This window comes from Nocardiopsis metallicus, assembly GCF_014201115.1.
In the GTDB taxonomy this organism is placed as follows: Bacteria; Actinomycetota; Actinomycetes; order Streptosporangiales; family Streptosporangiaceae; genus Nocardiopsis; species Nocardiopsis metallicus.
In genome coordinates, this window is record NZ_JACHDO010000001.1 from 4844449 (window position 1) to 4869714 (window position 25266).

The 25266-nt window shown below is 70.3% G+C and carries 27 protein-coding genes; 9 read left to right on the forward strand and 18 right to left on the reverse strand.

What is annotated here, in order from left to right; genetic code table 11:
• Positions 1-110: 110 nt before the first annotated feature.
• Positions 111-1235, reverse strand: coding sequence for a S8 family serine peptidase (locus tag HNR07_RS21070; protein ID WP_312893922.1), 1125 nt, complete (start codon positions 1233-1235; stop codon positions 111-113).
• A gap of 273 nt (positions 1236-1508) precedes the next feature.
• On the opposite strand from HNR07_RS21070, the gene HNR07_RS21075 reads away from it, so the two are divergent.
• Together HNR07_RS21075 and otsB are read left to right on the forward strand one after the other, a co-directional pair.
• Entirely contained in the window at positions 1509-1793 is a 285-nt protein-coding gene (locus HNR07_RS21075; protein ID WP_184366476.1) for a DUF3263 domain-containing protein, read from the forward strand.
• 246 nt (positions 1794-2039) lie between these two features.
• Positions 2040-2891, forward strand: coding sequence for a trehalose-phosphatase (gene otsB, locus HNR07_RS21080; RefSeq protein ID WP_184366477.1), 852 nt, complete (start codon positions 2040-2042; stop codon positions 2889-2891).
• On the opposite strand, the gene HNR07_RS21085 is transcribed toward otsB, so the two are convergent.
• Entirely contained in the window at positions 2854-3891 is a 1038-nt protein-coding gene (locus HNR07_RS21085; protein WP_184366478.1) for a serine hydrolase domain-containing protein, read from the reverse strand. The two genes, otsB and HNR07_RS21085, sit on opposite strands and share 38 nt — an antisense overlap.
• A gap of 172 nt (positions 3892-4063) precedes the next feature.
• Between HNR07_RS21085 and argJ the strand changes: the two genes are divergently transcribed.
• Positions 4064-5224, forward strand: coding sequence for a bifunctional glutamate N-acetyltransferase/amino-acid acetyltransferase ArgJ (argJ, locus tag HNR07_RS21090; RefSeq protein ID WP_184366479.1), 1161 nt, complete (start codon positions 4064-4066; stop codon positions 5222-5224).
• A gap of 70 nt (positions 5225-5294) precedes the next feature.
• Here argJ and HNR07_RS21095 read toward each other — a convergent pair whose 3' ends face one another.
• The gene (locus tag HNR07_RS21095) at positions 5295-6872 is read right to left on the reverse strand and encodes a DHA2 family efflux MFS transporter permease subunit (RefSeq protein ID WP_184366480.1); all 1578 of its coding nucleotides are present in this window, start codon (positions 6870-6872) and stop codon (positions 5295-5297) included.
• Between the two features lie 192 nt (positions 6873-7064).
• Here HNR07_RS21095 and HNR07_RS21100 point away from each other — a divergent pair, with 192 nt between their 5' ends.
• On the forward strand, positions 7065-7718 hold the full coding sequence (locus tag HNR07_RS21100; RefSeq protein ID WP_184366481.1) for a TetR/AcrR family transcriptional regulator: 654 nt from the start codon (positions 7065-7067) through the stop codon (positions 7716-7718).
• 13 nt (positions 7719-7731) lie between these two features.
• Positions 7732-8073: a glyoxalase superfamily protein gene (locus tag HNR07_RS21105; RefSeq protein WP_184366482.1), complete on the forward strand. Its 342-nt coding sequence runs from the start codon at positions 7732-7734 to the stop codon at positions 8071-8073.
• Positions 8074-8332: 259 nt separating this feature from the next.
• Here the strand turns inward: HNR07_RS21105 and HNR07_RS21110 are convergent, their stop codons facing one another.
• The 7 genes from HNR07_RS21110 to HNR07_RS21135 form a co-directional block, all read right to left on the reverse strand.
• Positions 8333-10000: an IS4 family transposase gene (locus HNR07_RS21110; RefSeq protein WP_184360216.1), complete on the reverse strand. Its 1668-nt coding sequence runs from the start codon at positions 9998-10000 to the stop codon at positions 8333-8335.
• A gap of 655 nt (positions 10001-10655) precedes the next feature.
• Positions 10656-11228, reverse strand: a complete 573-nt coding sequence (locus tag HNR07_RS21115) for a hypothetical protein (protein ID WP_184366483.1) — start codon at positions 11226-11228, stop codon at positions 10656-10658.
• Positions 11229-11650: 422 nt separating this feature from the next.
• The gene (locus tag HNR07_RS34435; RefSeq protein WP_246420414.1) at positions 11651-12094 is read right to left on the reverse strand and encodes a hypothetical protein; all 444 of its coding nucleotides are present in this window, start codon (positions 12092-12094) and stop codon (positions 11651-11653) included.
• Positions 12095-12132: 38 nt separating this feature from the next.
• On the reverse strand, positions 12133-12663 hold the full coding sequence (locus tag HNR07_RS21125; RefSeq protein WP_184366485.1) for an ATP-binding protein: 531 nt from the start codon (positions 12661-12663) through the stop codon (positions 12133-12135).
• 104 nt (positions 12664-12767) lie between these two features.
• Entirely contained in the window at positions 12768-12899 is a 132-nt protein-coding gene (locus HNR07_RS35640; RefSeq protein WP_281387072.1) for a hypothetical protein, read from the reverse strand.
• 94 nt (positions 12900-12993) lie between these two features.
• Positions 12994-13509: a hypothetical protein gene (locus HNR07_RS21130; RefSeq protein WP_184366486.1), complete on the reverse strand. Its 516-nt coding sequence runs from the start codon at positions 13507-13509 to the stop codon at positions 12994-12996.
• Complete coding sequence (locus HNR07_RS21135) at positions 13509-13766, reverse strand: hypothetical protein (protein ID WP_184366487.1); 258 nt, start codon at positions 13764-13766, stop codon at positions 13509-13511. Before HNR07_RS21135 ends, HNR07_RS21130 begins: the two co-directional genes overlap by 1 nt.
• Positions 13767-13991: 225 nt before the next feature.
• Here HNR07_RS21135 and HNR07_RS21140 point away from each other — a divergent pair, with 225 nt between their 5' ends.
• Together HNR07_RS21140 and HNR07_RS21145 are read left to right on the forward strand one after the other, a co-directional pair.
• Complete coding sequence (locus HNR07_RS21140) at positions 13992-14846, forward strand: helix-turn-helix domain-containing protein (RefSeq protein ID WP_246420417.1); 855 nt, start codon at positions 13992-13994, stop codon at positions 14844-14846.
• A 10-nt stretch (positions 14847-14856) separates the two neighbouring features.
• Entirely contained in the window at positions 14857-15048 is a 192-nt protein-coding gene (locus tag HNR07_RS21145) for a DUF397 domain-containing protein (protein WP_184366489.1), read from the forward strand.
• Positions 15049-15170: 122 nt separating this feature from the next.
• Here the strand turns inward: HNR07_RS21145 and ptsP are convergent, their stop codons facing one another.
• The 6 genes from ptsP to HNR07_RS21175 all read right to left on the reverse strand — a co-directional run bounded on the left by ptsP (position 15171) and on the right by HNR07_RS21175 (position 21061).
• On the reverse strand, positions 15171-16886 hold the full coding sequence (ptsP, locus tag HNR07_RS21150; protein WP_184366490.1) for a phosphoenolpyruvate--protein phosphotransferase: 1716 nt from the start codon (positions 16884-16886) through the stop codon (positions 15171-15173).
• A 239-nt stretch (positions 16887-17125) separates the two neighbouring features.
• Positions 17126-18166 carry a zinc-dependent dehydrogenase gene (locus HNR07_RS21155; RefSeq protein WP_184366491.1) on the reverse strand — a complete coding sequence of 347 codons (1041 nt, stop codon included), beginning with the start codon at positions 18164-18166 and terminating at the stop codon, positions 17126-17128.
• Positions 18167-18265: 99 nt separating this feature from the next.
• Positions 18266-18706, reverse strand: a complete 441-nt coding sequence (locus HNR07_RS21160) for a PTS sugar transporter subunit IIA (protein WP_184366492.1) — start codon at positions 18704-18706, stop codon at positions 18266-18268.
• A complete protein-coding gene (locus HNR07_RS21165; RefSeq protein WP_017581241.1) occupies positions 18696-19004 on the reverse strand; it encodes a PTS lactose transporter subunit IIB in 309 nt (102 codons plus the stop codon). The genes HNR07_RS21160 and HNR07_RS21165 overlap by 11 nt, the downstream gene beginning before the upstream one ends.
• A gap of 128 nt (positions 19005-19132) precedes the next feature.
• Entirely contained in the window at positions 19133-20221 is a 1089-nt protein-coding gene (gene mtlA, locus HNR07_RS21170) for a PTS mannitol transporter subunit IICB (protein ID WP_184366493.1), read from the reverse strand.
• Positions 20222-20299: 78 nt separating this feature from the next.
• Positions 20300-21061: a DeoR/GlpR family DNA-binding transcription regulator gene (locus HNR07_RS21175; protein WP_184366494.1), complete on the reverse strand. Its 762-nt coding sequence runs from the start codon at positions 21059-21061 to the stop codon at positions 20300-20302.
• Positions 21062-21421: 360 nt separating this feature from the next.
• On the opposite strand from HNR07_RS21175, the gene pfkB reads away from it, so the two are divergent.
• Both pfkB and HNR07_RS21185 read left to right on the forward strand, forming a co-directional pair.
• On the forward strand, positions 21422-22363 hold the full coding sequence (gene pfkB / locus HNR07_RS21180) for a 1-phosphofructokinase (protein ID WP_184366495.1): 942 nt from the start codon (positions 21422-21424) through the stop codon (positions 22361-22363).
• Between the two features lie 90 nt (positions 22364-22453).
• Entirely contained in the window at positions 22454-22723 is a 270-nt protein-coding gene (locus tag HNR07_RS21185) for an HPr family phosphocarrier protein (RefSeq protein WP_184366496.1), read from the forward strand.
• A 77-nt stretch (positions 22724-22800) separates the two neighbouring features.
• On the opposite strand, the gene speB is transcribed toward HNR07_RS21185, so the two are convergent.
• On the reverse strand, positions 22801-23808 hold the full coding sequence (gene speB / locus HNR07_RS21190; protein ID WP_184366497.1) for an agmatinase: 1008 nt from the start codon (positions 23806-23808) through the stop codon (positions 22801-22803).
• Positions 23805-25259, reverse strand: coding sequence for a purine-cytosine permease family protein (locus HNR07_RS21195; protein WP_184366498.1), 1455 nt, complete (start codon positions 25257-25259; stop codon positions 23805-23807). The genes speB and HNR07_RS21195 overlap by 4 nt, the downstream gene beginning before the upstream one ends.
• Positions 25260-25266 lie beyond the last annotated feature (7 nt).

Genomic DNA, 25266 nt, shown 5'->3' on the forward strand with positions numbered 1-25266 from the left:
TATGACCCCTAGCTGACCAGCGATGACGCTGTGTGAGAAACCCGGACGCGGCGACGCGCCCGGTCCGACGGAGCCGGGCGCGCCACGGGTTCGGTTCGGTGTCCGGGCGATTACTTCCTGCGTCGGCGGCCGCCCTTCCTGCGCCGCGAAGGACGTTCCTCGGCCTTGGCCTGTTCGGCGCGCTCGGCCGCCAGCTGCTCCTCTTCCTCCCGGCGCTCGGCCGCCACGCCGTAGGGGTCCTTGGTGGTCCGGCGCACCCACAGCACCAGCACGAGCACGATGATCACCAGCACCACGCCCACCAGCGCGAACCAGAGCCACACCGGGACGGCCGGGGAGTCCTCCTGCACCAGGTCCTCGTCGATCAACGGCGTGTCCTGCGCCTCGCCCGAGGCCTGGGAGACCGCGGAGGGCAGGTGCAGGGACGGCAGCCCCTCGGCCCCCCGCTGGGAGCCTTCGAGCAGGGCCGACCGGATCTGTTCCGGGTTGAGCTGCGGGTACTCGGCACCCAGGATCGCGGCCGCCCCAGCGGCCACCGCGGCCGCGTAGGGGGTCCCGGTCACCTGGATCTGGCCCTGGTCCTCGCCCGCCGTGTACAGGTCGGCGCCGGGCGCGAGGAGGTCGATCGACGAAGCCTCCGGCGAGTCCGGGATGAGTTCCCCGTCCTCGTCCGTGCCGCCCACCGCGAGGACGTTCAGGTCCTCCTCCCCGCCGGCCGGGGCGACGACCACGGTCCCGCTGCGCGCGGCCGAGGCGGTGGCTTCCAGCTGTTCCTCGTCGTCGGCGACCTCGTCCGGCAGCAGGACGACCTGGGCGCCCGCGTCCACCGCGTATCCGATGGCCCCGGCGAGGTCGTCCTCACCCGGCAGGACCAGCAGGTTGGCGAGCGGAACGACGCCCAGGACCCCGCCGTCCGCGTCCATGCCGTGGCCGTGTCCGGCGACCAGCGCGCCGGCGGCGGTGCCCTGCTCGGTGTCGTTGCCGTTCCCGCCGAACTCGGTGTCGACCTCGACGTTGTCGCGCAGGTCGGGGTGGTTCTCGTCGATGTCGACCCCGAGCAGGGCCACGGTGACGCCCCGGCCCCGGGTCGATTCCCAGGCCTCCTGCGCACCGATGGACTCCAGGGACCACTGCTCCGGCCGGAAGTCGGGGATGTCCTCCTGGTCAGCGACGGCTGGAACCGCCGTCACCAGTACGGTGAGCGCCGCGCAGGCCCCCGCCGCGACGCCTAGCACGTGGCGTTTGTGTCTCCTGTTACGGCTGTTGCCCCCGAGCACGTCAGGCTCCCTCGAAACGTTGCGGTCAGCGCTGCACCGGGCCCTCCCCGGACTCTCGCGATTCTTTCACGAGCACAGGATCCAGGCTTGGACAAGTAGCCTGAGGGGTAGGAAAGGTAACTGTATCCCCGGTGCCAGTCCTGGGTTTTCCGCTCCTCATCCGGCATGTCGAGTCGCTAGCATGAGTCGCGCCGATCCGGACAAACCAATTACCCGTCCAGGGGGTGTCCCATGCCGAATATCGGTCCGTCCGCGGACGGTCAGTCGGCCCTCGCCGAACGCGAACAGCGCATCCTCGCCTTCGAACGCCAGTGGTGGAAGTTCGAGGGCTCCAAGGAACAGGCGATCCGTGACGAGTTCGGGTTCTCCGCGACCCGTTACTACCAACTGCTCAACGGCCTGGTGGAGCGTCCCGAGGCGCTCGCCTTCGATCCCATGACCGTCAAACGTCTGCGCCGCCTGCGCGCCGACCGCCGACGCCAACGCAACGCGCGTCAGCTGGGCATTCACCTCTGACCCGCGTTCTGCGAACCGTATTTCCCGAAGTTTCCCGAACCGCGTTCCCAGCCCCTGGACCAGTTCCGGCATCCGGCGCGACAGCCGGTGTGACGGCAGGTGTGACAGCAGGGAAGATCCCCGGACGCACCCGCCCCGCACCGCCCCGCGCCTTCCCGGCGCCGCGCGTGCGTCCTCCGGCCGGCCCCGCACGCGCGGCCCTCCTACCGACAGCAGCTTTCCCACCGACTGCGACAAGGTCCTCGCATGCCCTCGCCCCAAGCCCACGGCCTGCCCGAACCGACCACCCGGGCCGGCCGCGCCGCGCTCGAAGCGCTGCTCGCCGACCCCGCCGAGGCGCTGACCGCCTTCGACTTCGACGGCACCCTGGCGCCCATCGTCGCCGATCCGCTCACCTCCGCCCCCCATCCGGGGATCGTGGCCGCGCTGGCCGAGCTCTCGACCCTGGTGGGCACCGTCGCGGTGATCACCGGTCGGGCCGCGGCCACCGCGGTGCGCCTGGGCGGGCTGGACCGGGTACCCGGCATCGTCGTGCTCGGCCACTACGGTGCCGAGCGCTGGGCCGGGGGCCGGGTGGTCGCCGCCGACCCACCGCCCGGCGTGGCCCTGGTCCGGGCCGAACTCCCCGCTCTGGTGGACGCCTCGGGCGCGCCGGAGGGCACCTGGATCGAGGACAAGGGGCGTTCGCTGGCCGTGCACACGCGCCGTGCGGACGACCCCGACCGCGCGCTGGAACTGCTGGCCGCTCCCCTGGCGGAGCTGGCCCGGCGCGCCGACCTGAAGCTGGAGCCCGGTCGCATGGTGATCGAACTCCGTCCACAGGGTGTGGACAAGGGTGCCGCCCTCACCTCCCTGGTGGAGGAGAGGGCGGCCCAGCGCGTCCTCTACGCCGGTGACGACCTGGGCGACCTGCCCGCCTTCGCGGCGGTGGCCGCGCTGCGCGGGCGGGGCGTCCCCGGTCTGACGGTGTGCTCGTCCTCCGACGAGGTGACCGAGGTCGCCGAAGCCGCGGACCTGGTCGTCCCCGGCCCCGCCGGGCTGGCCGAACTGCTCGGCCGACTCACGGAGAGGATTCGTGTTCGTGGGCCTGGGGCGTGAGCGCCGACCGCGCGGCCGAGCGCAGGTCCACCAGCCCGGTGCGGTCGCGCCCGTAGTGCACGGCGTTGGTGAGCACGCCCACGTACCGGCCGCTCTCCGGGTGCATGAACAAGCTCGTCCCGGTGAACCCGTTGTGGTAGACCACGCCCTCCGGAGTGACCAGCCAGGCCAGCCCCCTCGACAGCCGCGCGCCCGCGTCCACCTGCGGTGACCAGCTCTCCCGCACGAACGACCCCGGGATGATCCCGGTACCGCCCTCGTGCAGGCGCAGCATCTCCCGGGCGTAGGCGCCGAGGTCGATGGCGGTGCTGAACACCCCGGCGTGCCCGGCCACCCCGCCCATCAGCGCGGCCGCCTCGTCGTGCACCACGCCCCAGGAGGGTCCGGCGCCGACCAGCCGCCGCTCGGTCGGCGCCACGCCGGGCGACCTCGCCAGCGGGCCGTAGGTGGTGGAACGCATGCCCAGTTCGGCCCAGAGGTCGTCGGCCAGCCGGTCCAGGGTGCTGCCGTACAGTCGCTCCAGGAGCAGGCCCAGCAGGATGAACCCGCGGTCGATGTAGTGGTAGCCGGGCTCCTCCAGCGGGTCGGCCAGGATCGCCTCGGCCAGGTCCTGGTCCGTGCCCACGTACCGCTCCATCCAGGTCACCTGGTTGAGGCGGCTCGTGTGCGTGAGGATCTGCCGGGCCGTCACCCAGGCCCCTGGAAGGTCCTCACCCGGAAAGTATTCGGACATCGGGGCGTTCAGGTCCAGAACCCCCTCGGCGACCGCGCGGCCGACCAGCGGCCAGGTCGCCATCACCTTGGTCAGGCTCGCCACGTCGTAGGACACGTCCGGGGCCGTGTCGTGCTCGCCGTCGACGCTGCCCACCGCGACGAACTCCCACATGCCGCCGGTACCGACCACAGCGGCCCCGCCCGGCAGCCAGTCCGCGTCCACCAGCACCTTCAGGACTCCGCGGATCCGCGCTCCCGTCTCCGTGAGCCAGTCACCATCACGCACAACACGCCTCCCCCCGAGCGGTCTCCCCCTTCTCGGCGGATACCCCGTTCGCTCGGGCTTGTCACACCCGCGCCGTCTCCGAACAGTACGAAACCCCCGTAGGCCGTGGCCGTAAACAGGGGCTTCGGGCGTGGCGAAGTAGGCTGGCGACCACGAAGTTCCGAGGAGGACGATGAGCGACAAGACCCCCGTTCCCGCCGGTTTCGTCGGCGTGGCCGGCAACATCGGGATCAAGGACCCCCAGGACGACTTCTTCGCGGTGGTCTCCCAGGCCCCCGCGGTGGTCTCCGCCGTGTTCACCCTGTCCCGGTTCGCCGGGCCCAGCGTCCGCCTCAGCCGGGAGGCCGCCGCCGACGGCCGCGCACGCGGCGTCACGGTGATCGCCCGTAACGCCAACGTGGCGACCGGCCAGATCGGCACCGCCGACGCCCGCGAGGTCCAGGAGGGCGTGGCCCGTGCCGCCGGGGTCGAACCCGACGACATCCTGATCGCCTCCACCGGGGTCATCGGCCGCCCCTACCCGATGGACAGGGTCCGCTCCTACCTGGCGGGCCTCCCTGCCGAGTTCCCCCCGGCCGACCTGGACCGCTCCGCCGCGGCCATGATGACCACGGACACCCACCCCAAGATCGCCACCGCGAAGGTCGGCGGAGCGACCCTCACCGGCATCGCCAAGGGCGTGGGCATGATCGAGCCGAACATGGCGACCATGCTCACCTGGTTCTTCACCGACGCCGAACTGGAGCAGCCGGTTCTGGACGAGGTGTTCCGCCGGGTGGTGGACAAGACCTTCAACGCCCTGAGCATCGACACCGACACCTCCACCAGCGACTCCGCGGCGATCCTCGCCAACGGCCTGGCCGGGCCGGTCGACGTCGGCGAGTTCGAGGCGGCGCTGCATGAGGTGGCGCTCAAGCTGGTCCGGATGATCGCCTCCGACGGCGAGGGCGCGGGCAAGCTCATCGAGGTGCGGGTGACCGGGGCGCGCGACGACGCCCAGGCCAAGCGGATCGGCAAGGCCGTGGTGAACTCGCCGCTGGTCAAGACCGCCGTGCACGGAGCCGACCCGAACTGGGGCCGGGTGGCGATGGCGGTGGGCAAGTGCTCGGACGAGACGGACGTGTTCCCGGAGAACGTGCGGATCGTCTTCGGTGACGTGGAGACCTTCCCGACCGAGGCGACCGACGAGACCCTGGAGCGCGCCGCCCAGCACATGAAGGGCGACGAGGTGGTGATCAGCGTGGACCTGGGCATCGCGGACGGTGCGTTCACGGTCTACGGCTGCGACCTGACCGAGGGCTACATCAGGATCAACGCCGACTACACGACCTGAGCCGGCCATGCCGGAAGGGCGCCCCCGCGGATCGTTCCGCCGGGGCGCCCTTCGTTGGTCCGTTCCGGGGTCAGACGTGCACGGCGGGGCCGTCGGTCATCCGGCCCGACTTCATGAACAGGGACAGTCCGGCCGCCACCAGCATCACCGCGGCGGCGATCCCGAAGGCCAGCTGCAGGCCATCGAGGAAGGCGAGGTTGCTCGCCTGGGTGACCGCGGCGGCCATCCCCGTGTCAGCTCCCTCGGGCAGAACCGCCCCGCCCTGGGCGACGGTGCTCTGCATGGAGGAGAGCTCTCCGGTGGAGGGCTCGGCCAGACCGGCCGCCGCGTAGTGGCCGGGCAGGGTGGAGACGATGGTCGCGGACATGACCGCGCCCAGCACCGCCGTGCCCAGCGAACCGCCGAGCTGCATGGCGGCCTGCTGGACCGCCGAAGCGACCCCGGCGAAGCGCACCGGGGCGTTGCCGATGATCGCGGCGGTGGCGCCGGTCATCACCAGGCTCAGGCCCACGCCCAGCAGCACGAACGCCGCCGAGATGTACACGACGCCGGTGTCCGCCGCCAGGCGGGAGAGCAGGAACATCCCGACCGACGCGGACAGCAGTCCGAGGGTGGTGGGGAGCCTCGCGCCGACCCGGTCCAGGACGCGCCCGGCGATCGGTGAGGTGACCGCCATCATCGCGGTCATGGAGATGAGCTGGAGCCCGGTCTGGGCGGGGCTCATCCCGCGCACGCCCTGGAGGTAGAAGGTGATGAAGAACAGCGAGCCCATCAGGCCCAGGGCCATCGCCACGGTCAGCACCACACCGATGGACACCGAGGGGTGCGCGAACAGGCCGAGCGGGATGAGCGGCTGTTCGGGCTTGCGCTCCCACAGCACGAAGGCGACACCGAAGAGCACCGCGACGCCGAGGGAGACCAGGGTGACGGGGTGGGCCCAGCCGATGCTCGGCGCTTCGACCAGCGCCCACACCAGCGCGAAGATCGCGACGCTGATCAGCACGATGCCGGGCAGGTCCATGCGGCTCCCGGCGTCGGTGGGCCGGTTCGCGGCGATCAGCCACAGTGCCAGGCCCAGCGCGACGGCGCCGACCGGGACGTTGATGTAGAACACGGCCTCCCAGCTGAACGCGCCCACGAGGAGCCCGCCAAGGATCGGGCCGCCCGCCGTGGCCGCGCCGATCAGGCTGCCGAAGACGCCGAAGGCCCGGCCCAGCTTGCTGGGAGGGAAGCTGGCGCGCAGCAGGCCCATGGCGGAGGGGAGCAGCAGTGCTCCGAAAACCCCCTGGACGATCCGGAAGGCGATGAGCATGATGACACCGGACGACAGCGCGATCGCCACCGAGGAGAGCACGAATCCGGCAACGCCCACCAGGTAGGTGTTCCGGTAGCCGAAGCGGTCGCCGAGCTTGCCCGCCGTGATCAGGAAGACCGCGAGTCCGAGCAGGTAGCCGTGGGTGACCCACTGGAGTTCGGCCAGCGAGGCGCCGAGGCTGGCACCGATCGAGGGGTTGGCCACGGCGACGATGGTGCCGTCGAGGGCCACCATCATGACGCCGAAGGCGATGGCGACGAGGGTGGCCCAGGGGCTCTCGGTGAAGCGCGTACGCCCCTGATCGGGTGGTGCCGCTGTGGTCTGCGTGGTCATGGTGCCCCCGGGTGCTCGTTACCTATCCCGTGAGATTATGGCAGTGACTGACACTTTGCAATCTATGCTTTTTGTCAGTGACTGACATCACTGTGGCCCGCATGTATCCTCCAGGAGAAGCCAGGGGAAACCAGGGAAAGCCAGGGGAAGAGCGTGCCGACGAACGGCACGCGGGAACGGGGAGGCACGTCCATGAGCACGACGAGCCCCGAGCGCGTCGGCCTGCGCGAGCGGAAGAAGACCGAGCTGCGCAGGACCCTCATCGAGTCCGGGCTGCGCCTGTTCCACGAGAAGGGCTACGAGGCGACCACCACCGAGGAGATCGCGGCCTGCGCCGGGGTCTCCCAGCGGACGTTCTTCCGGTACTTCGCCTCCAAGGAGGACGTGGTCCTGGACGCGGTCGAGGGGGTCGACGAGGTCCTCTGCGCGGCCCTGCGGGACCGCCCCTGCGACGAGCACCCATTCCGTGCCCTGCGCAACGCGATGCGCGACCACTGGGCGATCCTGGAGCGCGAGAACCTGCACCTGCACGGCAGCGCCGGGAACTTCATAGCGCGCAGCCCCGAGCTCTTCGAGGCCAACATGCGCTACTGCCACCGCCGCCAGGCGAAGCTGGCCGAGGTCATCGGTGAGCGCACCGGCGTGGACCCGGCCGTCGACCCCCGGCCCGCCCTCGTGGCGACGGTCTTCTTCGCCGCCCTCAACAACGGCTTCCAGGCCTGGGCTGCCTCGGGCTGCACCGACGACACCGACGGCCTGCTGCGCGCGTTCCTGGAACAGCTCGATCTGGTCCCCGAAGCAGTCTGCGAGACCTGGTCCGCGGACGGCTCCGGGGACCAGACGTGATGTTCAGGGCCCCATGAGCGAACAAGCGATCCCGATCCTGCGCGTGACCGATGCCCGGACCGCCGTCCGCTGGTACCGACGGCTCGGGTTCACCCAGGTCTGGGAGCATCGCTTCGAGCCCGGCCTCCCCGCCTTCGTCGAGATCGCCCGGGGCCCGGTGTCCCTCTTCCTGTCCGAGCACACCGGCGACGCCCGCCCGGACACCCTGGTCTACCTGCGGGTTAAACGGGTTGAAGACGTCGACAGCATCGCCGCCGAGTTCGGCGCCACCGTCGGAGAGGCCCCCTGGGCCCGCGAGATCGAACTCCGAGACCCTGACGGAAACCGCCTCCGCGTCGGCGCCCCGATTCCCTGAACGGCCGGGGCCCGCTCCCCTGGGTTCCTGACCAACGTAGGACTCACCAGAGAGGCCTCACCATGGATGCCTCACCATGGATGCCTCACCATGGATGCCTCACCATGGATGCCTCACCATGGATGCCTCTGACTGTGTTGCTGCTGAGTTCTCTGTTCTGTGTGCGGGTTCCCCCGTTTCCCGCCGCTTGATGGTTGCCGTCTCCGCTGCGCGCGTCAAGGTCGTACGTCCTCGCTTCGCTGCGGGCAATGCCGTTTAGTTAAGGGACAGGCTGAGCTGTCAACCCCGAACTCGCCCACCGTGGCGCCAGGGTGTAACGGCCTCGAGCGATCCGTTGCAGGAACCCTTCCTGGACCCACACGCCCATCTGCGTGGCCAGACTCCGGTAATGGGGATAACCCAAAGCCCGAGCCACCTCGATCGGGCTCCAACCTCGGTCTGGACCAGAACCCAACAGGCGCATCGTGCGCTCCTTGGACCCACCAGGGCGGATTCCAGGTGCCAGCGGTTGAGCTGCGGACTGTTTGGGGCCCACCACGGCCCCAGGCGCAGGGGCCAAGATCTCCAACTCCACTTTCTGCACCTGGTGGGTGGCGAGCGGCCGCTCGGGATCGGCGTAGCCGTAACGCAACTGAGGACACTTGACCTTGCGCGCGCTGATCCGAGCACGGCGGGCCGGGAGCAGGTTGTCCAACACCGCCTGAACGATGCTTCCGCCCCGGCCGGGATCGTCATCGTCGGGCAGCACCTGCTGGGCAGTGATGACCTGACATCGGGCGGTGTTCAGGGCAGTGGTGAACCCAGCCCGATCGGCGTGGGTGCCCGGCCGGGACTCCACCGCCTCGACCATGGCCATGCGCAGCGCTTGGTAGAGCGCCAACAGGGCCCACACCTCCTGCTCCAGGCCGACCGGGTCCTGGGAGCGCAACACGCGACGGTGCAGCAGGGTATGGCGCAGGGAGTAGAAGGCCGATTCGATCTCCCAGCGTTCGTGGTAGAGGGCCAGCAGCTGTGGGGCGGGGTCGGTGCGGTGGTCGAGCAGGGTGGTGGCCAGCCGGTACACGCCCCTGGCCTGCTGCCCGTCCTGGGTGGTGGCGGTGATGCGGGCTTCGATGACGCGGAGTTTGAGCCCGTCCAGGTGGGTGAGGTAGGAGCCGTCCGGTAGCAGGGTTTCCACCCGGGGGCGGCGGCGTGGGTGCAAACGGATCAGGAGTTGGGCTCCGGTGGTGGCGAGCTCGCCCAGGAAGGTGTTGCCTTGGTAGGCCTGGTCGGCCAGGACCAGCATCTGGGGGGTGAGCAGGCCCAGCAGGGGGCGGGCCTGGTCGGGTTCGCCGCTGGGGGCTCGGGTCAGGGTGGCTCCCAGCAGGGAGCGGGTGCCGGTCTCGCACAGGGTGGTGATCTGCAGGCGGGGGTAGCCTTCCACGCCTTGCTGGTAGTGGATTTTGCGGAGCCAGGTGAGGTTGCGTTCGCTGTCAGGGGCTTTGATCGAGTGGCAGGCGTCAAAGGCCACGGTGCGCCAGTGCCGGTAGCGGGTGCCGGGGGTCGCGGGTTGGGCCAAAGGAACCGCGAGGGTCTCGAAGAGGGTTTTGAACGGGCCGGCTCCCAAACGTCGGCGTAGGTGGCTGAGGGCGGATTGGCTGGGGCGGGGCACGGGTAGGCCGTGCAGGCCTGCGACGAGGGTGTCCCAGACGCGGGCGTATCCCAGGTGGGGGAACAGGGTGAGGGCGAGCACGAAGTAGACGCCGACCCGTGAGGGCAGGCGGCGTAGTCGTTGTTGCTGGGTGCGGGTGTGTTCCAGGGCGGCGTCGATGAGGTCGAAGGGGAGGTAGCGGGTGAGCTCGCCCAGGTGGCCGGGGGCGTAGATTCCAGCGGCCACGGTGATCGTGCGGGTGGCAGAGGTTGTGGTGGTGGCATACTGGTCGGGCAACGGGGCCTCCGGGCGCAGGTGGATCTTGGTCGATTTCCTGCTTCTATCGGAGGTCCCGTTCTTTGTGCTGGGTGGTTGCGGGTGGTGTTACAGGCTTGACATCTGGCCTGAAGCGCTAACTAAACGGCATTGTTCGCTGCGGGCGCTCCACCTTGACCCGCTTCGCTACGACGGCGTTTGGCGGCTGTCGGGAAACGGGGGAGGAGTGGTCGGGCGGCAGGCGGGCCCCAAAGGGCCCAACAGCAACTACCTCGGCCTTCGGCCGGTCCTCTCCTCACCCCAGAGCCCAACGCCTGGACGTGTCGCGGCCGATCAAGGTCGGCAACGAACAGCGGCAGCGAGGGAAGCAGTCTCCCCAGCCCTGCGCGGATCGGGCCGCGTGTCGTGGCCGGTCATGCGTGCCAGCGAACACCACCAGTGGCCCGCCAGACCCCCGGGCCCGGTTTCGGCCCCTGTTTCAAAGATGATCTTGCTACCAGGGGCAAGTTCGGCGCCGAACTTGCCCCTGGTAGCAAGATCATCCGGGGTGAGGGGGTTTCGGAAGCAGCGGACACCCCCAGGCGCGGGTTACGGGCGCACCGGCGGCCGTGGGGTGAAGCTCCGGTGTCGGTCCGTCGGCACGGGCCGACACCGGAACGAACGGGACCGTGCCGAATCAGCGGCCGATGGTCCAGGCCCCGTCGGCCTGGATGTGGATGAACTCGACCGCTTCGGGCCCGTCGAGCAGCGGCAGGTCGCTCATCGTGGTGCTGCCCTCGTAGTCGCCGATCTCGTTGACCATGCTCGCGTAGCGCGTTCCGTCCGCGCCGTAGGTCACGATGATGAAGTTGCTGCTGCCGGAGTGGGTGAGCTGCAGAGTCGTACTGTCCGCCAGCGTCCAGTCCAACCGGTAGAACGCATCACCGGAGCCGCTGAGCCAGTAGTTGTCACCGGCCCAGGTCACGGCCTCGGCGGGGTCCATGGGGAGCTCGTCCTGGGTGCCGTCGACCGCAGCCTCCTCGGCTTCGTCCCCGGCGGCGCCGTCCTCCTCGGGCTGCTCGTCGGCGTCGGTCACCGGCTCCTCTGCGGAGTCGACCGGCGCGGACGTGTCCTCGCCGACGGGCTGTAGATCGCCGATCTGGAAGGAGCAGGAGGTCAGGGCCACTGCGAGGGTCAGGGAGGCGGTACCGGCGGCCGCCCGTGCCAGGAGGGTGCAGCGCGGGGAGCCGGGGTTGAGGTCAAGGTTCATGGTGATGTCTTCCGGGAGAAGTGCGGGGAGCCCGCTTCCCCGGGGCAGGGGGAGGCGTTGCTTCGGGGGATGTCGTGTCGGGGGAATCGGTCGTTTGCTGTGACGCGAAGGATCCGGATTCAGTTCCGGGTGTCCGACGGTGACGAGCTGACGACCGTGTGCTGCTGCGCAGGTCGGGCCGTGGTTCCGAAAGAGGCGACCGCACGCGCTCCGGCCCCAGGGAAGGCACTCATCCGCGCGATCGCCCCGGACCGGCCACTCCGCGCGACTTGCTCCGGTCGACGTCCGCCGGACCCGGGCTGTCTCCCATCAGAGGTTGGCGGCCTCGGAGCGGGCGAAGGGGAGGACGGTCTCTGGAGACTGCGCGCTGCTGTCGGCGGCGAGGACGAGCCGGGCCGGTACCCGACAGTCAGCGTTGGTGGTCAGAGCGGCGGTGGCCCGGTCTGGAAGAGTGCCTGGCCCAGCGCCTGCACGGTGGTCTGGGCCAGGAGCAAGGTGGTGCTGACGGCTGCGGCGGGCCAGCCCCGCCAGCGGCGTGGGGCACGGTGGCGGCCCCGGGTCGGGGGCGGGGTGTCGTCGGTCAGGGCCGCGAAGGCCTCTTCGAGCCGTCGGGCTTCGCGTTCTTCCTGTTCGCGGCGTTGGCGGTCGACCTCGAACCAGTGCGGGGTGGGTCCGTGCTGGAGCATGTGGGCCACCCGGGGGTTGCCTTCCATCTGCCGCAGCAGGCGTGCCTGGCGTTCGGAGTGGGTTTCCGGTGTGCTGAAGTACGGGCCCGAGGAGTGGCGGTGCTCACGGGGTGGGGGCGGGGCGGCCAGCGGGCGGTTGGCGCCGGGGCGGGAGAAGCGGTGGCCCCGGGGTGCGGACAACCTCTGCCGCACCCCGGAACTCACCTGACGGGAGCCGGTCACCGGTTGGCCTCGCCCGTGGTGGTGCGCTCGGGGAGGGTGAACTCGGCCCAGGTCACGGTGCCCAACCCCTGGCAGAACGGGAAGTCCACCACCGAGCGGGTGCCCCACCGGTCGGCCAGGCGGCCGATGAGCAGCAGGCCCCGACCGCGCTCGGCCTGTTCCCACTCCTCGATGGTGTGCTGCGGGGTATGCGGGGCCTGGAACTCAGCGGTGTCGGTGCGCTGGCCGTCGTCGACGATCGCGACCTGGAGAGTGTGGGCGGTGGGCATGTGCAGGGTACGCACCACCCGGCCCTCGGTGTCCTGGCCCGAGCGGCTGTGGTCGCACGCGTTGGCGAACATCTCGCTGGCGCACAGCACCAGGTTCTCGCTGGTCTCGTCAGGGAGTCCGGCCAGGCGGTACAGGTCGGCGGCCAGGTCCGCCCGCACCTGACCGGTCTGGGCCAGCTGGCCGGGGTAGGTGCGGGAGGGCCAGCGGCGTCCCGCGAACGGGGGTGTGGGGGCGTGGATGTTTGACACAATGGCCATGTCGGCAACTCTTCTCTGAGATATGACTGGTTGTCGGCCTGCTCTGGGGGTGTTGGCGCACCCGCCAGAGCTTTCTTGTGAGCGCTGAAGACCCCTCAAGGGGTTCAGCGTGTGGCGGTGATGGTGTGCCCGCAGTAGCGGCAGGTGGCGGTGGCCGTGCTGCCGCGCTTCACGGGTGGCTGGTCCGGGATGTAGTCGTGGCCGTTCCGGTCTGAACAGGACGTTTGGTTGTCCATCGCACCCGGATCGTGGGGGTGGACCGTGCGCCCGCCGGGTTGACCGGGGTTCAAGAGGCCACAGCGGGCGCGCGGGGTTTGTGGGTGCCGGGTTTTAGGCGGCGGGCGGGTTGGTTCCCAGGAGCCGGTAGCCGAGCAGACGCAGGAGTTCGTGGCGGCTGGTCGCGGTGACGCGCTCCCAGCGGTCGCCCTCGCCCGTCCAGCCGAAGGGGCGCCGGGCCACGAACGTCTCGTGTGGTGGTCGGCCCTCGATGGTCAGGTTCCAGTTCAGGTAGAGCAGCGGGCACAGGATGTGCTCGGGAATGGGCAACTCCCCTTCACCGGGCGGAGGCTGCTGTGCGGGCGTGGGCAGACTCGCCCCGTCACCGCCGACCACCCTGATCGCGCCGGGCGGGTTGGGGTGCTTGAACATGGCCTGATCGACGAGCTCGGTGGCCAACTCGGCGTCAGCCTCCTCGTGGGCGATGCGCAGAGCTTCCCTGATGAGGGGAAGCCGGTTGCGCAGGGTGTGGGAGTGCCACTCGGACAGCTGCGTGGGCGTCAGGTGTGCGGGCGGCTGGAGGGCTTCGTCGATGACGGTGAGCAGGTCCCTGGAGTAGATGTCATGCATCAGAGCGCCACCCCCAGCCGCTGAAGACCGGCGAGCACGGCCCGGAGAACATCCAGGGGCGCGGAGTCCAGCGGCCGCCGGGGCGCCGGGACCCATGGCGTGCGGGGCGAGCACAACGGCTGCCCCAGGATCAGGATTCGGGGAACAGGGGCGTAGGCACGCACACGCCGGGCCCGACGGGGGCGGCGGCAACGCATCGCTTCGGAAGCCAACCAGCGCACATGCGCCAGCTCGGACAGGTTCAGGTATCGCGCCATGGCGGACTCCTGGGACTCGAATGCCGGATGGGAGGTCCGACGGGATGTTCTGGTGACACCATGGTTGCGCCCCGCTCAAATATTTGCAAGCCCCAAATTTAAACGCGAGCGGGTAATCTTGAAGCAGGCAGCGAATATTCGTGAGAGGTGCGCAAAATGTCGGAATCTCGCTGGTCCGCCATAGGATCAGGCCACCAGACGGTGCCCGCACGGAAGGAAAGCGACATGGTCAGCCCGACCCTGCGTCGACGGCGTCTGAGCCGACTCCTCTTCCAGCAACGTGAGAGGTCTGGTCTGACGGCGAAGGCTGTCGCAGCCGAAGCCAAGAAGCGCAGCGGCAAAACTCGCGGCTGGTCCGAATCCAAGGTGAACAGGCTGGAGACCGGCGACTGGAAGAGGCTGTCGATCGACGACGTCTTCCTGCTGCTGAACATCTACAACGTCACTGACCCTGACGAGCGGGATGGGTACGCCGAGCTAGTCAAAGAGGCGAGCCGAAAGGGCTGGTGGGCGACCTATGAGAATGTCCTCGGCACGGGGCAGCTGATCGGGCTGGAGGCGGAGGCTTCCTCGATTCGCTCCTACCAGTCCATGACTATCCCAGGGCTACTTCAGACCGAGTCCTACGCACGCGCCATGGCCATCGCGAGTTCCATGGGCGACGCTGACGACGTCGACCAACGGGTCGAGGTTCGGATGCTGCGCAAGGCAGTGTTCAGTCGCGCGAACCCGCCAGCATTCTGGGCTGTCATTGACGAGGCCGCGCTTCTTCACATCACGCCAGAGCTGAGTGATCAGCTGGAGTACCTTGTTGAAGTCAGTCAACGGCCGAACATCGGCATCCAGGTCCTGCCCGTGGCGGGTGGGCTGCACGCTGCCATGACCGCGCACTTCGTGATCATGGAGTTTCCGATGCCAGAACCGCCGGTGGTGTATCTGGAGGTCGCTACGGAAGAGCTCTACCTGGAGTCCGAACCGCAGGTCCGCCAGTACACGCGCCGGTTCGACTTCGTGCAGGCATCTGCCCTGTCCGTGGACGAGTCACGCGCGCTGATTCGGAACCGCTTGTCATCCCTGTGAGAGAGCACCCATGCCAGAAACATCCCACACCCTGAACTTCCGCAAGTCCTCCTACAGCGGGGGCCAGACTCAGGACTGCGTCGAGGTCGCCGACGCCCCTGGTCTGTCGGCTGTGCGTGACACCAAGCGTCGTGAGGACGGGCACCTCTTGTTCCCCTCCGCGGAATGGGCCGCGCTCCTGTCCACAGCGGTCCGACCGTAGCGTCAACGACGAATGCCCCCGGCGTGGACCGGGGGCATTCGTCGTGCTTACCAGAAGCATCCCGCAAACACTGTACTCGGGTGCTGAGCAGGCGGGAAGTAGACTCCGCTGGCCGTAGCCGGTCAGAGGTTGGTGACCTCGGGGTGTGCGGCTCGGCGGACTACCTCGCGTGATCGCTCTGGGCTGTCGGCGGCCAGGGCGAGCTCGGCCAGGCCCCGGCACTCGGCCTTGGAGTGGTGGGCGAGGGCGAAGCGCACGGCGGGAAGTGCCGGTGGAGCCGTCGAGAGGCTGGTGACGCCCAGGCCGACGAGGACCAGGGCGAGCAGGGGATCAGCGGCGGCCTCGCCGCAGACGCCCACGGACCGGTCCGCTCGCTTACCCGCGTCGCCGACGTTGTCGATCAGGCTGAGCAGGGCGGGCTGCCAGGGGTCGAGCAGGTCCGGCAGCGCGCCGAGGGTGCGGTCCGCGGCCATCGTGTACTGGGCGAGGTCGTTGGTGCCGATGGACACGAAGTCCACGTGGTTCAGTAGCCGGTCGGCGAGCAGGGCGGCGGCCGGGACCTCCACCATGACGCCGATCTCGGCGGTGGTGCCCAGTCCGGCGGTCCGGGCCAGGGAAGCGAACTCCTCGGCCTCGGCGGGCGTCGAGACCATCGGCGCCATCACGCGGACCTTGGCCTGGTGGTCGGGCTCGCGAGCGGCCGCCGCGATGGCGGTGAGCTGGTCGGAGAGCAGGGTCGGATGCACACGCGCGGTTCGGAAGCCCCGAACGCCGAGGGCCGGGTTGTCCTCCGGGCCGGTCTCAACGAAGGCCAGGGGCTTGTCCGACCCGGCGTCGAGGGTCCGTACGGTGACGGTCCGTCCGGTGAAGGCCCGGAACAGGCGGGTGTAGAACTCGGTCTGTTCGGCGATGGTGAGCGGCTCCGCGCGGTCCAGGAAGAGGAACTCGGTACGCAGCAGGCCGATTCCCTCGCTGTCGTGGGCGGCGGCCTCGTCGGGGTCGCCTTCACCGGCGTTGAGCAGCAGGGACACGGGCGCCCCGTCGGAGGTGCGGCCCGGTCCGGAGGCGGCGGAGAGCACGGCCCGGCGGTGTTCGGCGCGTCGGCGGACCCGCTCGGCGGCCTCGGGGTCGGGGTCGACCTCGACGGTGCCCGCGTCTCCGTCCACCGCGACGGTGGTGCCGTCGGCCAGAGTGTCAGCACCCGCGCAGCCCACCACGGCGGGCAGTCCGAGTGAGCGGGCCAGGATCACGGTGTGGCTGGTGGGGCCGCCCAGGCGGGTGACGATGGCCAGGACCTGGGAGGTGTCGAGCCGGACGGTGTCGGCGGGCGCCAGGTCCTCGGCGACCAGCACGTGCGGGTGGCCGGGGTCGGGCAGTCCCGGCATGGGCAGTCCCAGGAGCACCGCGACGGCGCGGTCACGGATGTCGCCGAGGTCGGCCGCGCGCTCGGCCAGGTAGCCGCCGGCGGCCAGGAGCAGGTCCTGGTACCGGCCGCAGGCGTCCCGCACCGCCCAGGCGGCTGCGCGGCCGTTCTGGACCTCCTCCTCCACCTGACGCCGCAGTTCGGGGTCGCGGGCCATGAGCGCCTGCGCGTTGAGCACCGCGGCCGCTTCGCCGTCCAGGTCGGCGGCCCTGCACTCCAGGTCGGCGGCGACGCTGACCAGGGCCTCACGAGCGGCGGACTGTTCCTCGGCGGTGTCGGTGACCTCGGGCTCGCGTTCGGGGAGCGAGGGCGGGGCCGCCATCCGGGCGACCGGGGCGACGGCCCCGCCTGGACCGGCCGCGATGCCCTTCAGCACAGGCGCGATGGGGTTCGGGGCGGATTCCGTCTGCTCCATGGGTGCTCTCCTGTGACGGCCGGGGGTGCTGCGGTCGGCCGGGGTGGGTGGGGCGGATGGGTTTGGTGGGTTGGGTGAGGTCAGTGAGGTGGGTGGGGACGCGTTGGCGGTGGGCATGGCGGTGCTGGCGGGACCTCGGGCCCCCGATAGGTCAACCCAACCCGGAAACGGCCCGGGGCGCCAGACCGGAATCCGAATCTGTGGACAACCGGTCCGGGTGGCGCCCGCGGGCCGTTCGGTCAGGGCTGGATGGTCACCTTGACGGCGGTGCCCGCGGCGACGGTCTCGATCGCCTTGTGTACGTCGGACAGGGACATCCGCTCGGTGATGAGGTCGGCGACCGGGACCTCGCCCGAGGAGATGAGTTCGAGGGCGCGCTTGTTGTGCGCCGGGCTGGAGCCGTTGGCCCCGAAGATGGAGATCTCCTTGTAGTGCACGGCGTTGGCGTCCAGCTGGATGATCGGCGCGTCCTTGGGCAGTCCGCCGAAGAAGCTGATCCGGCCGCTGCGCGCCACCATCCTCAGCGCGTCCTCCTGGGCGCGGCCCGAGGCGGCGGCCGTGATGATCAGGTCCGCTCCCCTGCCACCGGTCAGGCGCAGGACCTCGGCGACCGCGTCGGTCTCCTCGCCGCAGATCGCGGCGTCCGGCTCCACGAGGGCGGCGGACATGTCCAGGCGGCCCCGGTTCAGGTCCACCAGGTACACCTTGGCCGCGCCCTTGGCGCGGGCCAGGCGCACGTGCAGGCAGCCGATGGGACCGGCGCCCATGACCACCACGGTGTCCCCCTCGCCGACCCCGGCGATCTCCTGGCCGTTGAGCACGCAGGCCAGCGGCTCGGCCACCGAGGCCTCGGCGAGGTCGACGTTGTCGGGCACCCGGTTGACCCCGTCCACGGCCAGGACCGCCTCGGGGATGATCATGTACTCGGCGAACCCGCCGTCGTAGTGGTAGCCCATGGACTCCTGGTTGGAGCAGACCGTGAACCGGCCGTCCGCGCACTCGACGCACTTGCCGCACGGGATGGCCGCGATGACCTGGACGCGGTCGCCCTCGGCCCAGCCGGTCACGCCCTCGCCCGCCTCGACGATCCGGCCCGCGATCTCGTGGCCGATCACCCGGGGCGGTCGGATGTGGTGGTGGCCGTGCCGGGAGATCTTCACGTCGGTGCCGCAGGTGGAGCAGTTGGCGACGGCGATCTTGAGCTGCCCCGGTCCGGGGGTGGGCTCGGGTGCCTGCTCCAAGCGGATGTCACCTGGGGCGTAGAAGCGGGCGACGAGCATGTTCGGGCCTTTCTGGTGGGGCTGGGCCGGGGCGGGGTTCTCCGCCCTGGCCGGTGGTGCGACGGGGTCGGTCGGTGACGGGTCTCGCGGTGCGGTGGCTCAGCCTGTTGCCGGGGCGAGGAGGTCGAGGACGTCCTCGACCTCCGTGGCGGAGCGCAGGCGGGCCGCGCGTTCGGGGTCGGTGAGCACTCCGGCCAGCGAGGAGAGCACCTGGAGGTGCTCCTCACCGGAGGCGGCGATGCCGATGGCGACGTGCACGGTCGGCCCGCCCCAGTCGACCCCGTCCGGGAACTGGATCACCGCCAGGGCGGTCCGTTTGACCAGCGCCCGGGAGGCGTCGGTGCCGTGCGGGATGGCCACGCCCTCCCCCACGAAGGTGGGGATGGAGGCCTCCCGTTCGTGCATGGCGGGTACGTAGCCCGGTTCCACGGCACCGAGCTCCACGAGCAGGGCGCCGCACTGGTCGATGGCGTCGGCCCGGTCGCGGGCGGTGCCGCCGATCCGCACGGACTCGGCGGTGAGGGTGAGGTCAGTCGGCAAGGGTGCCACCGTCCCGGATCGCCGCCTCCACGCGGGTGAAGGCGGGGTCGCCGAGGAACATCTGGAAGGCCACGACCACCGTGTCGTCGACCCGGTGGCGGGCCCGGTCGACCAGGCCGCTGTGGCACAGGACGAGGTCGGCGTCGTCGGGGATACGGTCGACCGGCGAGTGCTCGACGGTGACCCCGTACGGGGACAGGCTCTTCTTGAGCTGCGTGGTGAGCAGGACACTGCTGCCCATCCCGGCGTCACAGGCGACGACGACCTTCTTGATGTCGGAGCCTTCGATGGTGGCCATGGGTGCTTCTCCCGGTTCTGTGGTGCTGCCCAGTGGTGGTGTTCGGTGCTGCGCTGTGTTCTCGGGTTCGTTTCCCGGGTCGCCGCCCGGACGGGTCCCTCTCCGTCCGGGCGGCGGGTATCGGGAAACTACTCGCCCTTGTTAGCCCCGGCCTGGGCCGCTTCCCGTTCGGCCTTGCGCTCGGCCCGGCCGAAGCCGAGGAGGAACGAGGCGACCACGAACGAGACGATGGTTCCCACCGCGACACCGGCCAGCACACCGAGGTGGTCACCGCGCGGGGCGACGGCCATCAGGGCGAAGATGCTGCCGGGCGCCGGAGTGGCCAGCAGCCCGACGTCGAAGATGAGGAACGTGGTGATGCCGGACATGCCGCCGGCGATCGCCGCGAGGATGAGCTTGGGCTGGGCGAGGATGTACGGGAAGTAGATCTCGTGGATGCCGCCGAAGAAGTGGATGATGATCGCGCCGGGGGCGGTGGCCCGGCTGAGCTTGGGGCCGAAGAGCATGCAGGCCAGCAGGATGCCCAGGCCCGGGCCGGGGCTGGTCTCGATGAGGAACTCGATGGCCTTGCCCTGGTCGGCCACCCGGGCGACGCCCAGCGGTCCGAGGACGCCGTGGTTGATGGCGTTGTTGAGGAACAGGACCTTGGCCGGTTCGACCAGGATCGACACCACCGGCAGCAGTGACATGTCGATGAGGAACTGCACGCCCCGGCCGAGCCAGCCCGCGACGGTGGTCACCACCGGACCGATGGCGAACAGCCCGATGATCGCCATGGCACCGCCGAGGATCCCGGCGCTGAAGTTGTTGACCAGCATCTCGAAACCGCTGGGGGTCCGGGGCTGGACGAGCTTGTCGAACTTCTTGATCAGGTACGCGGCGAGCGGGCCGACGACCATCGCGCCGAGGAACATCGGGATGTCCGCGGAGACGATCACACCGACCGTGGCGATCGCGCCGACCACACCCCCGCGCTTGTCGTAGATGAGGTAACCGCCGGTGTAGCCGATCAGCAGCGGCAGCAGGAAGGTGATCATCGGGCCCACCAGCTCGGCCATCTGCTCGTTGGGCCACCAGCCGTCGGGGATGAACAGGGCGGTGATGAGGCCCCAGGCGATGAACGCGCCGATGTTGGGCATCACCATGCTCGCCAGGAAACCGCCGAAGCGCTGGACTCCGGATCGCACGGAGACGAGTCTGCCTTGCTGGGTGGACATGGGGGGAACCTCCTGGGAGGTCCGGCGGGCGGTCAGCCTCGGCCGGGATGGGATGGCTGTGGAGCGCGGACGCACTGGCTAGACGGCCCGGACGGAGAGTCCGGTCGCCTCCAGTTCGTCCGCGAGCCCGTCGGCGAGACCGTTGTCGGTGATGACCAGGTCGAGGTCCTCGACAGCGGCGAAACGGGCGAAGTGGTCGTTGCCGACCTTGGTGTGGTCGGCGAGCAGCACGGCGCGCCGGGAGGAGGCGATCATGGCCCGCTTGACCTCGGCCTCGGCCGGGTCCGGGGTGGTCAGACCGCGCTCGACGGACACGCCGTTGGTGGCCATGAAGGCCACGTCGACGTAGCACTCGGCGAGGGCGCGCAGGGCCCAGGCGTCGACGCTGGCCTGGGTCCTGGTGCGCAGACGGCCGCCGAGCAGCATGAGGTTGATGTTGGTTCGGGAGGTGAGCGTGAGAGCTATCGAGAGCGAGTTGGTGACGACGGTGAGCTCGCGGTCCGTGGGCAGCTGTTCGGCCAGCCGGCCGGTGGTGGAACCCGCGTCCAGGAGGATGGCGCCCTCGTCGGGAAGCTCGGCGAGGGCGGCCTTGGCGATCCGCTCCTTCTCCTGGGTCATGACGGAGTCACGCACGTTGAGCGCGGGCTCGAAGCCCAGCCGCTCGACGGGGATCGCGCCGCCGTGGACCCTGCGCAGGACCCCGTGCCGCTCGAGGGCGGTGAGGTCGCGGCGGATGGTCTCGTAGGTGACGTCGAACTCCGAGGCGAGCCCCGTGACGTCGACCCGGCCGTCCTGGCGGGCGCGTTCGAGGATCACCTTCTGGCGTTCTTCCGCGTACATGTTGGATCACCTGTGTTTCGGTGTGGTTTTCGGTGAGTTTAATCGTGTTGCCTGGGACACACAAGGGGTATCTCCACCCAATATCCCAGCAGCCCCACCACAGCCGCGAACAGGGGGATCATCCGACATTCAGCTGCTGCGACCCGGGCGGGCCAGGGGCGGAGCACACCCCCGAACACCCGGACACGCCTCTCCCGACACGGGCAACACCATTGACACACACAGACAAACACACATAATCAAAGATAGAAACACACCGTCGCAGCGTGGAAACAACACAGCATGAACTCCGCGCATCGCGGCACCACGGCAGAGCCGTCTTCCGGACCGGGCGCGTCACACCCCTCGAAAAGAGCACCCATGATCCTGACCCTCACCCCGAACCCGAGCGTCGACCACACGCTGGAGGTCGACGGCCTCGTCCGAGGCGAGGTGCTGCGGGTGCGCGCCACGCGGTCCCAGGCGGGCGGCAAGGGTGTCAACGTCGCCCGCGCGCTGCTCGCCGCGGGGGTCCCCACCCGGGCCGTCCTCCCGATCGGCGGGGGCGGCGGCGCCGAACTCGCCAGCCTCCTCGGCGACCTGCCCCGGGTCACCGTTCCCATCGACGGCGAGACCCGCGGGAACGTGACCGTCACCGAGGCCGACGGCACCACCACCAAGTTGAACGCCGCCGGACCCGCCCTCTCCCCCGCCGAGGTCGAGGCCCTGCTCGCGGCCCTGGAGGACGAGCTCGCACAGTCCCCCGACTGGGTGGTGGCCAGCGGCAGCCTGCCCGCCGGGGTCCCCGACGACCTGTACGTGCGCGTGGCCCGCCTGGCCGCCGCCTACGGGGTCCCCCTCGCCCTGGACACGTCGGGCGCACCGCTGGCGGCCGCCGCCGCGGCGGGTTCGATCTCGCTGCTCAAACCCAACCACGAGGAGCTGGCCGCACTGGTCGACCGTGCGCTGCCCACCGTCGGCGCCGTCACCGAGGCCGCCCGCGAGGTGCTCTCCTGGGGCAACGAGGCCGTGCTGGTCACCCTCGGCAGCCACGGAGCGCTGCTCGTCACCGCGCAGGACGTGCTCTGGACACGCGGCCCCCGGGTACGCACCCGGAGTACCGTGGGCGCGGGCGACAGCGCGCTCGCGGGCTTCCTCTACCGGGAGGACACCCCGCCAGAGCGCCTCCGGCAGGCCGTGGCCTGGGGCACCGCCGCCGTAGCCCTACCCGGAACCACCGTCCCCCAGCCCCATGACGTGGCCACCGACGGCGTCAGCCCGGTGACCGAGCCCGACCCCCTGTGGCGGATCGACAAACTGTGACTGCCGCAGCCTTCACCAGCACCACAGCCAACACCCGCCGCGCCCGGGGTCGGACCGCCCGGCCCCGTCCGACACTCTCCAAGGACTGACATGCCCGAGCGCACCGTAGTCATCGGCTCCCTACTCGGCCTGCACGCCCGACCCGCCGCCCTGTTCGTCCAGGCCGTCAACGAGACCGGACTGCCCGTGAAGGTCTCCCGCGCCGACCACAAGCCGGTGGACGCCAGCAGTGTGCTGGCGGTGATGTCGATGGGCGCCGCCCACGGCGAGACCGTCACGCTGACCTGCGAGGAGGAGGGTTCAGAGGAGGCTCTGGACGGCCTCGTGGAGATGCTCGGCAAAGAGCTCGATCCGAGGTAGGCACCGAAACCGGTCGCGGGCACCGCCGGAGGTTCCCAGCGGTGCCCGCGACCGTCTTTCGACTCTTCCTCCGGCCGTCAGTCCGCGTAGCCGTCGAGCATGGGGCGGGTCGGGTCCCAGCCCTGTCCCCGGCGACGCGCGGCGATCCCCGACAACGCCTCCAGCACGACCCGGTTGCCCAGCATCGCGGTGATGTCGGCGTGGTCGTGGTCCGGGGAGACCTCCACGATGTCCAGGCCGACGACCGGCAGCTCCACGCAGATCCTGCGCACCGCGTCGAGCAGCTGACGAGACGTGAGCCCGCCGGGTTCGGGAGTGCCGGTTCCGGGGGCCATGCCCGGGTCGACGACATCGACGTCCACCGACAGGAACACCCCCTCGCACTCGTCGGTGGCCAGGGCGAAGGCCTCGTCCAGACAGGTGTTGAGGCCCCGGGCGTCCATCTCGCTCATCTCGTAACAGCGCATCCCCTGCCGAGCCATCCAGGACAGGGTCTCCGGCTCGGGCCAGTACCCGCGCAGGCCCATCTGGATGAACCGGTCGCCGCGCACGGCGCCGGACTCGATCAGCCTCCGCATGGGCAGACCGTGTCCGAGCAGGGACCCGAAGTCGATGTTTCCGGTGTCGGCGTGCGCGTCGAAGTGGATCACCGACACCCGGCCCCAGCCGTGGTGGCGGGCGACCCCCTGCACGTCGGGCAGGGCGATGGTGTGGTCCCCGCCCAGCATCACCGGGATCTTGCCGGCGGCGGCGACCCTGGTCACCGCGTCGCCGACCTTCTCGACCATCCCCTCGATGTCGCCGTTGAAGCACTCGATGTCACCCGCGTCCTTGGTGTTGAGCTCACGCAGGCCGTCGGTGCGCAGGGCCAGGTGCGGTCGGTGTCCGTCGTGGGGCAGGTAGTCGGTGCCGCGCAGCGCCCGGGGGCCGAACCGGGTGCCCGCCCGGTAGGAGGTGCCCCCGTCGAAGGGCACCCCCATGATGACGGCCTCGGCGTCGGCCCAGGTCTCGGGCAGGTCCAGGTCGCACTCATCGACCCCCAGGAAGGTGTAGTCGGGGCCGAACATCGATCCGTAGCGGGTCATTCCATCTCCGTTGTCGTTGTGACGGGCTGGTCCGGGGCCTGGGCGAACGCCGGTCGGCCCCGTACGAGCAGGTAGTAGACGAGCGCGGCGGCGGGGCCGCCGAGCAGGGACAGGTCCGCGCCGAGGGCGGCGGCCAGCGGCCCGACCCACAGCACCGAGTCGGCGGCCAGCGCCGACAGGGCGGTTCCGACCACGAGGGCGGTCAGGCCGGCCCGGTGGAAGCCCCGCGTGTAGCGGTAGGTTCCGCCCTCGCGGTCGTAGAGCCCCGTGACGTCGAAGCGGGCGCGGCGCAGCCACGTGTCGCAGAGGAAGACTCCGGCCCAGGGGGTGAACACGACGACCATCACCGACAGGAAGGCCAGGAGCGCGTCGGTGAAGTCGACGACGAACAGTGCGACGGCCGAACCGGCGGTGACCAGGACGACCTGGATCAGGACCGTCCTGGCCCGGTTGAGGGGCACGCCGAGGACCTGCAGGTTCAGGCCGGACGAGTACAGCGTCATGATCGTGTTGGTGACGCAGCCGCCGACCACCACCGCCAGGAACGGGACCTGGAACCACACGGGCAACAGGGTGGCGACGGCGGCGACCGGGTCGGTGGCCTCGACGACCTCGACCCGGGTGGCGGCGGCGATCCCGATGACCCCCAGGACCGTGGCCGGGACCATCGCGCCGAACCCTGTGGCCAGGGTGATCCCGCGTGCCCGGGAGGCGCGCGGCAGGTAGCGGGTGAAGTCGGCGCAGATCGCGATGTAGGACAGCGGACCGCCCGCGACGGCGACGAGCAGGCCGACGGACCACGCCCACAACCGGGGTCCGTCGGTTCCGCCGTAGGACGGGTCGGCCTGCGGCAGGACCAGGACGCCCAGCGCGACCGTGCACACGACCAGGCCGACGGCGAGCCAGCGCTGCATGACCTGGACGGTGGCGTGGCCGAGCACGGCGACGCTGGCCGTGCAGGCGATCATCACGACCAGCCCGGCCACCAGCACGGGCGCCCCGGTCCCCAGCCCCGCGGCGGCGCCCAGGACGGCGAGCGCCAGGACGCCCACGACCGTGTTGAGGATGATGTAGCCGACGCTGACCAGCCAGTTGAGGACCGCCGCCGGGTAGTTCCCCCACCGCCCGAAGGAGGCCCGGGCCACGATCAGGGTCGGTGCTCCGGCCCGGGCGCCGGTGACCGAGGCGGCGCCCACGAGGAAGAACGCCAGGTTGCCGACGGCGAAGATCGCGACGGCCTCCCAGAAGCCGAGGCCGAGGCCGATCACCAGGGCCCCGTTGATGACGAAGGTGAAGGTCAGGTTGGCGCCGAACCACACCCAGAACAGGTCGCGCGGCCCGCCGTGCCGGTCGGTGTCGGGGATCTGGTCCATCCCGTGCGCTTCGACGCGGAAGACCTCGTCGGTGGCGACACCGGTGGTCGGTGGACGGATGCCGTGGGGGTCGGACATGCGGGCT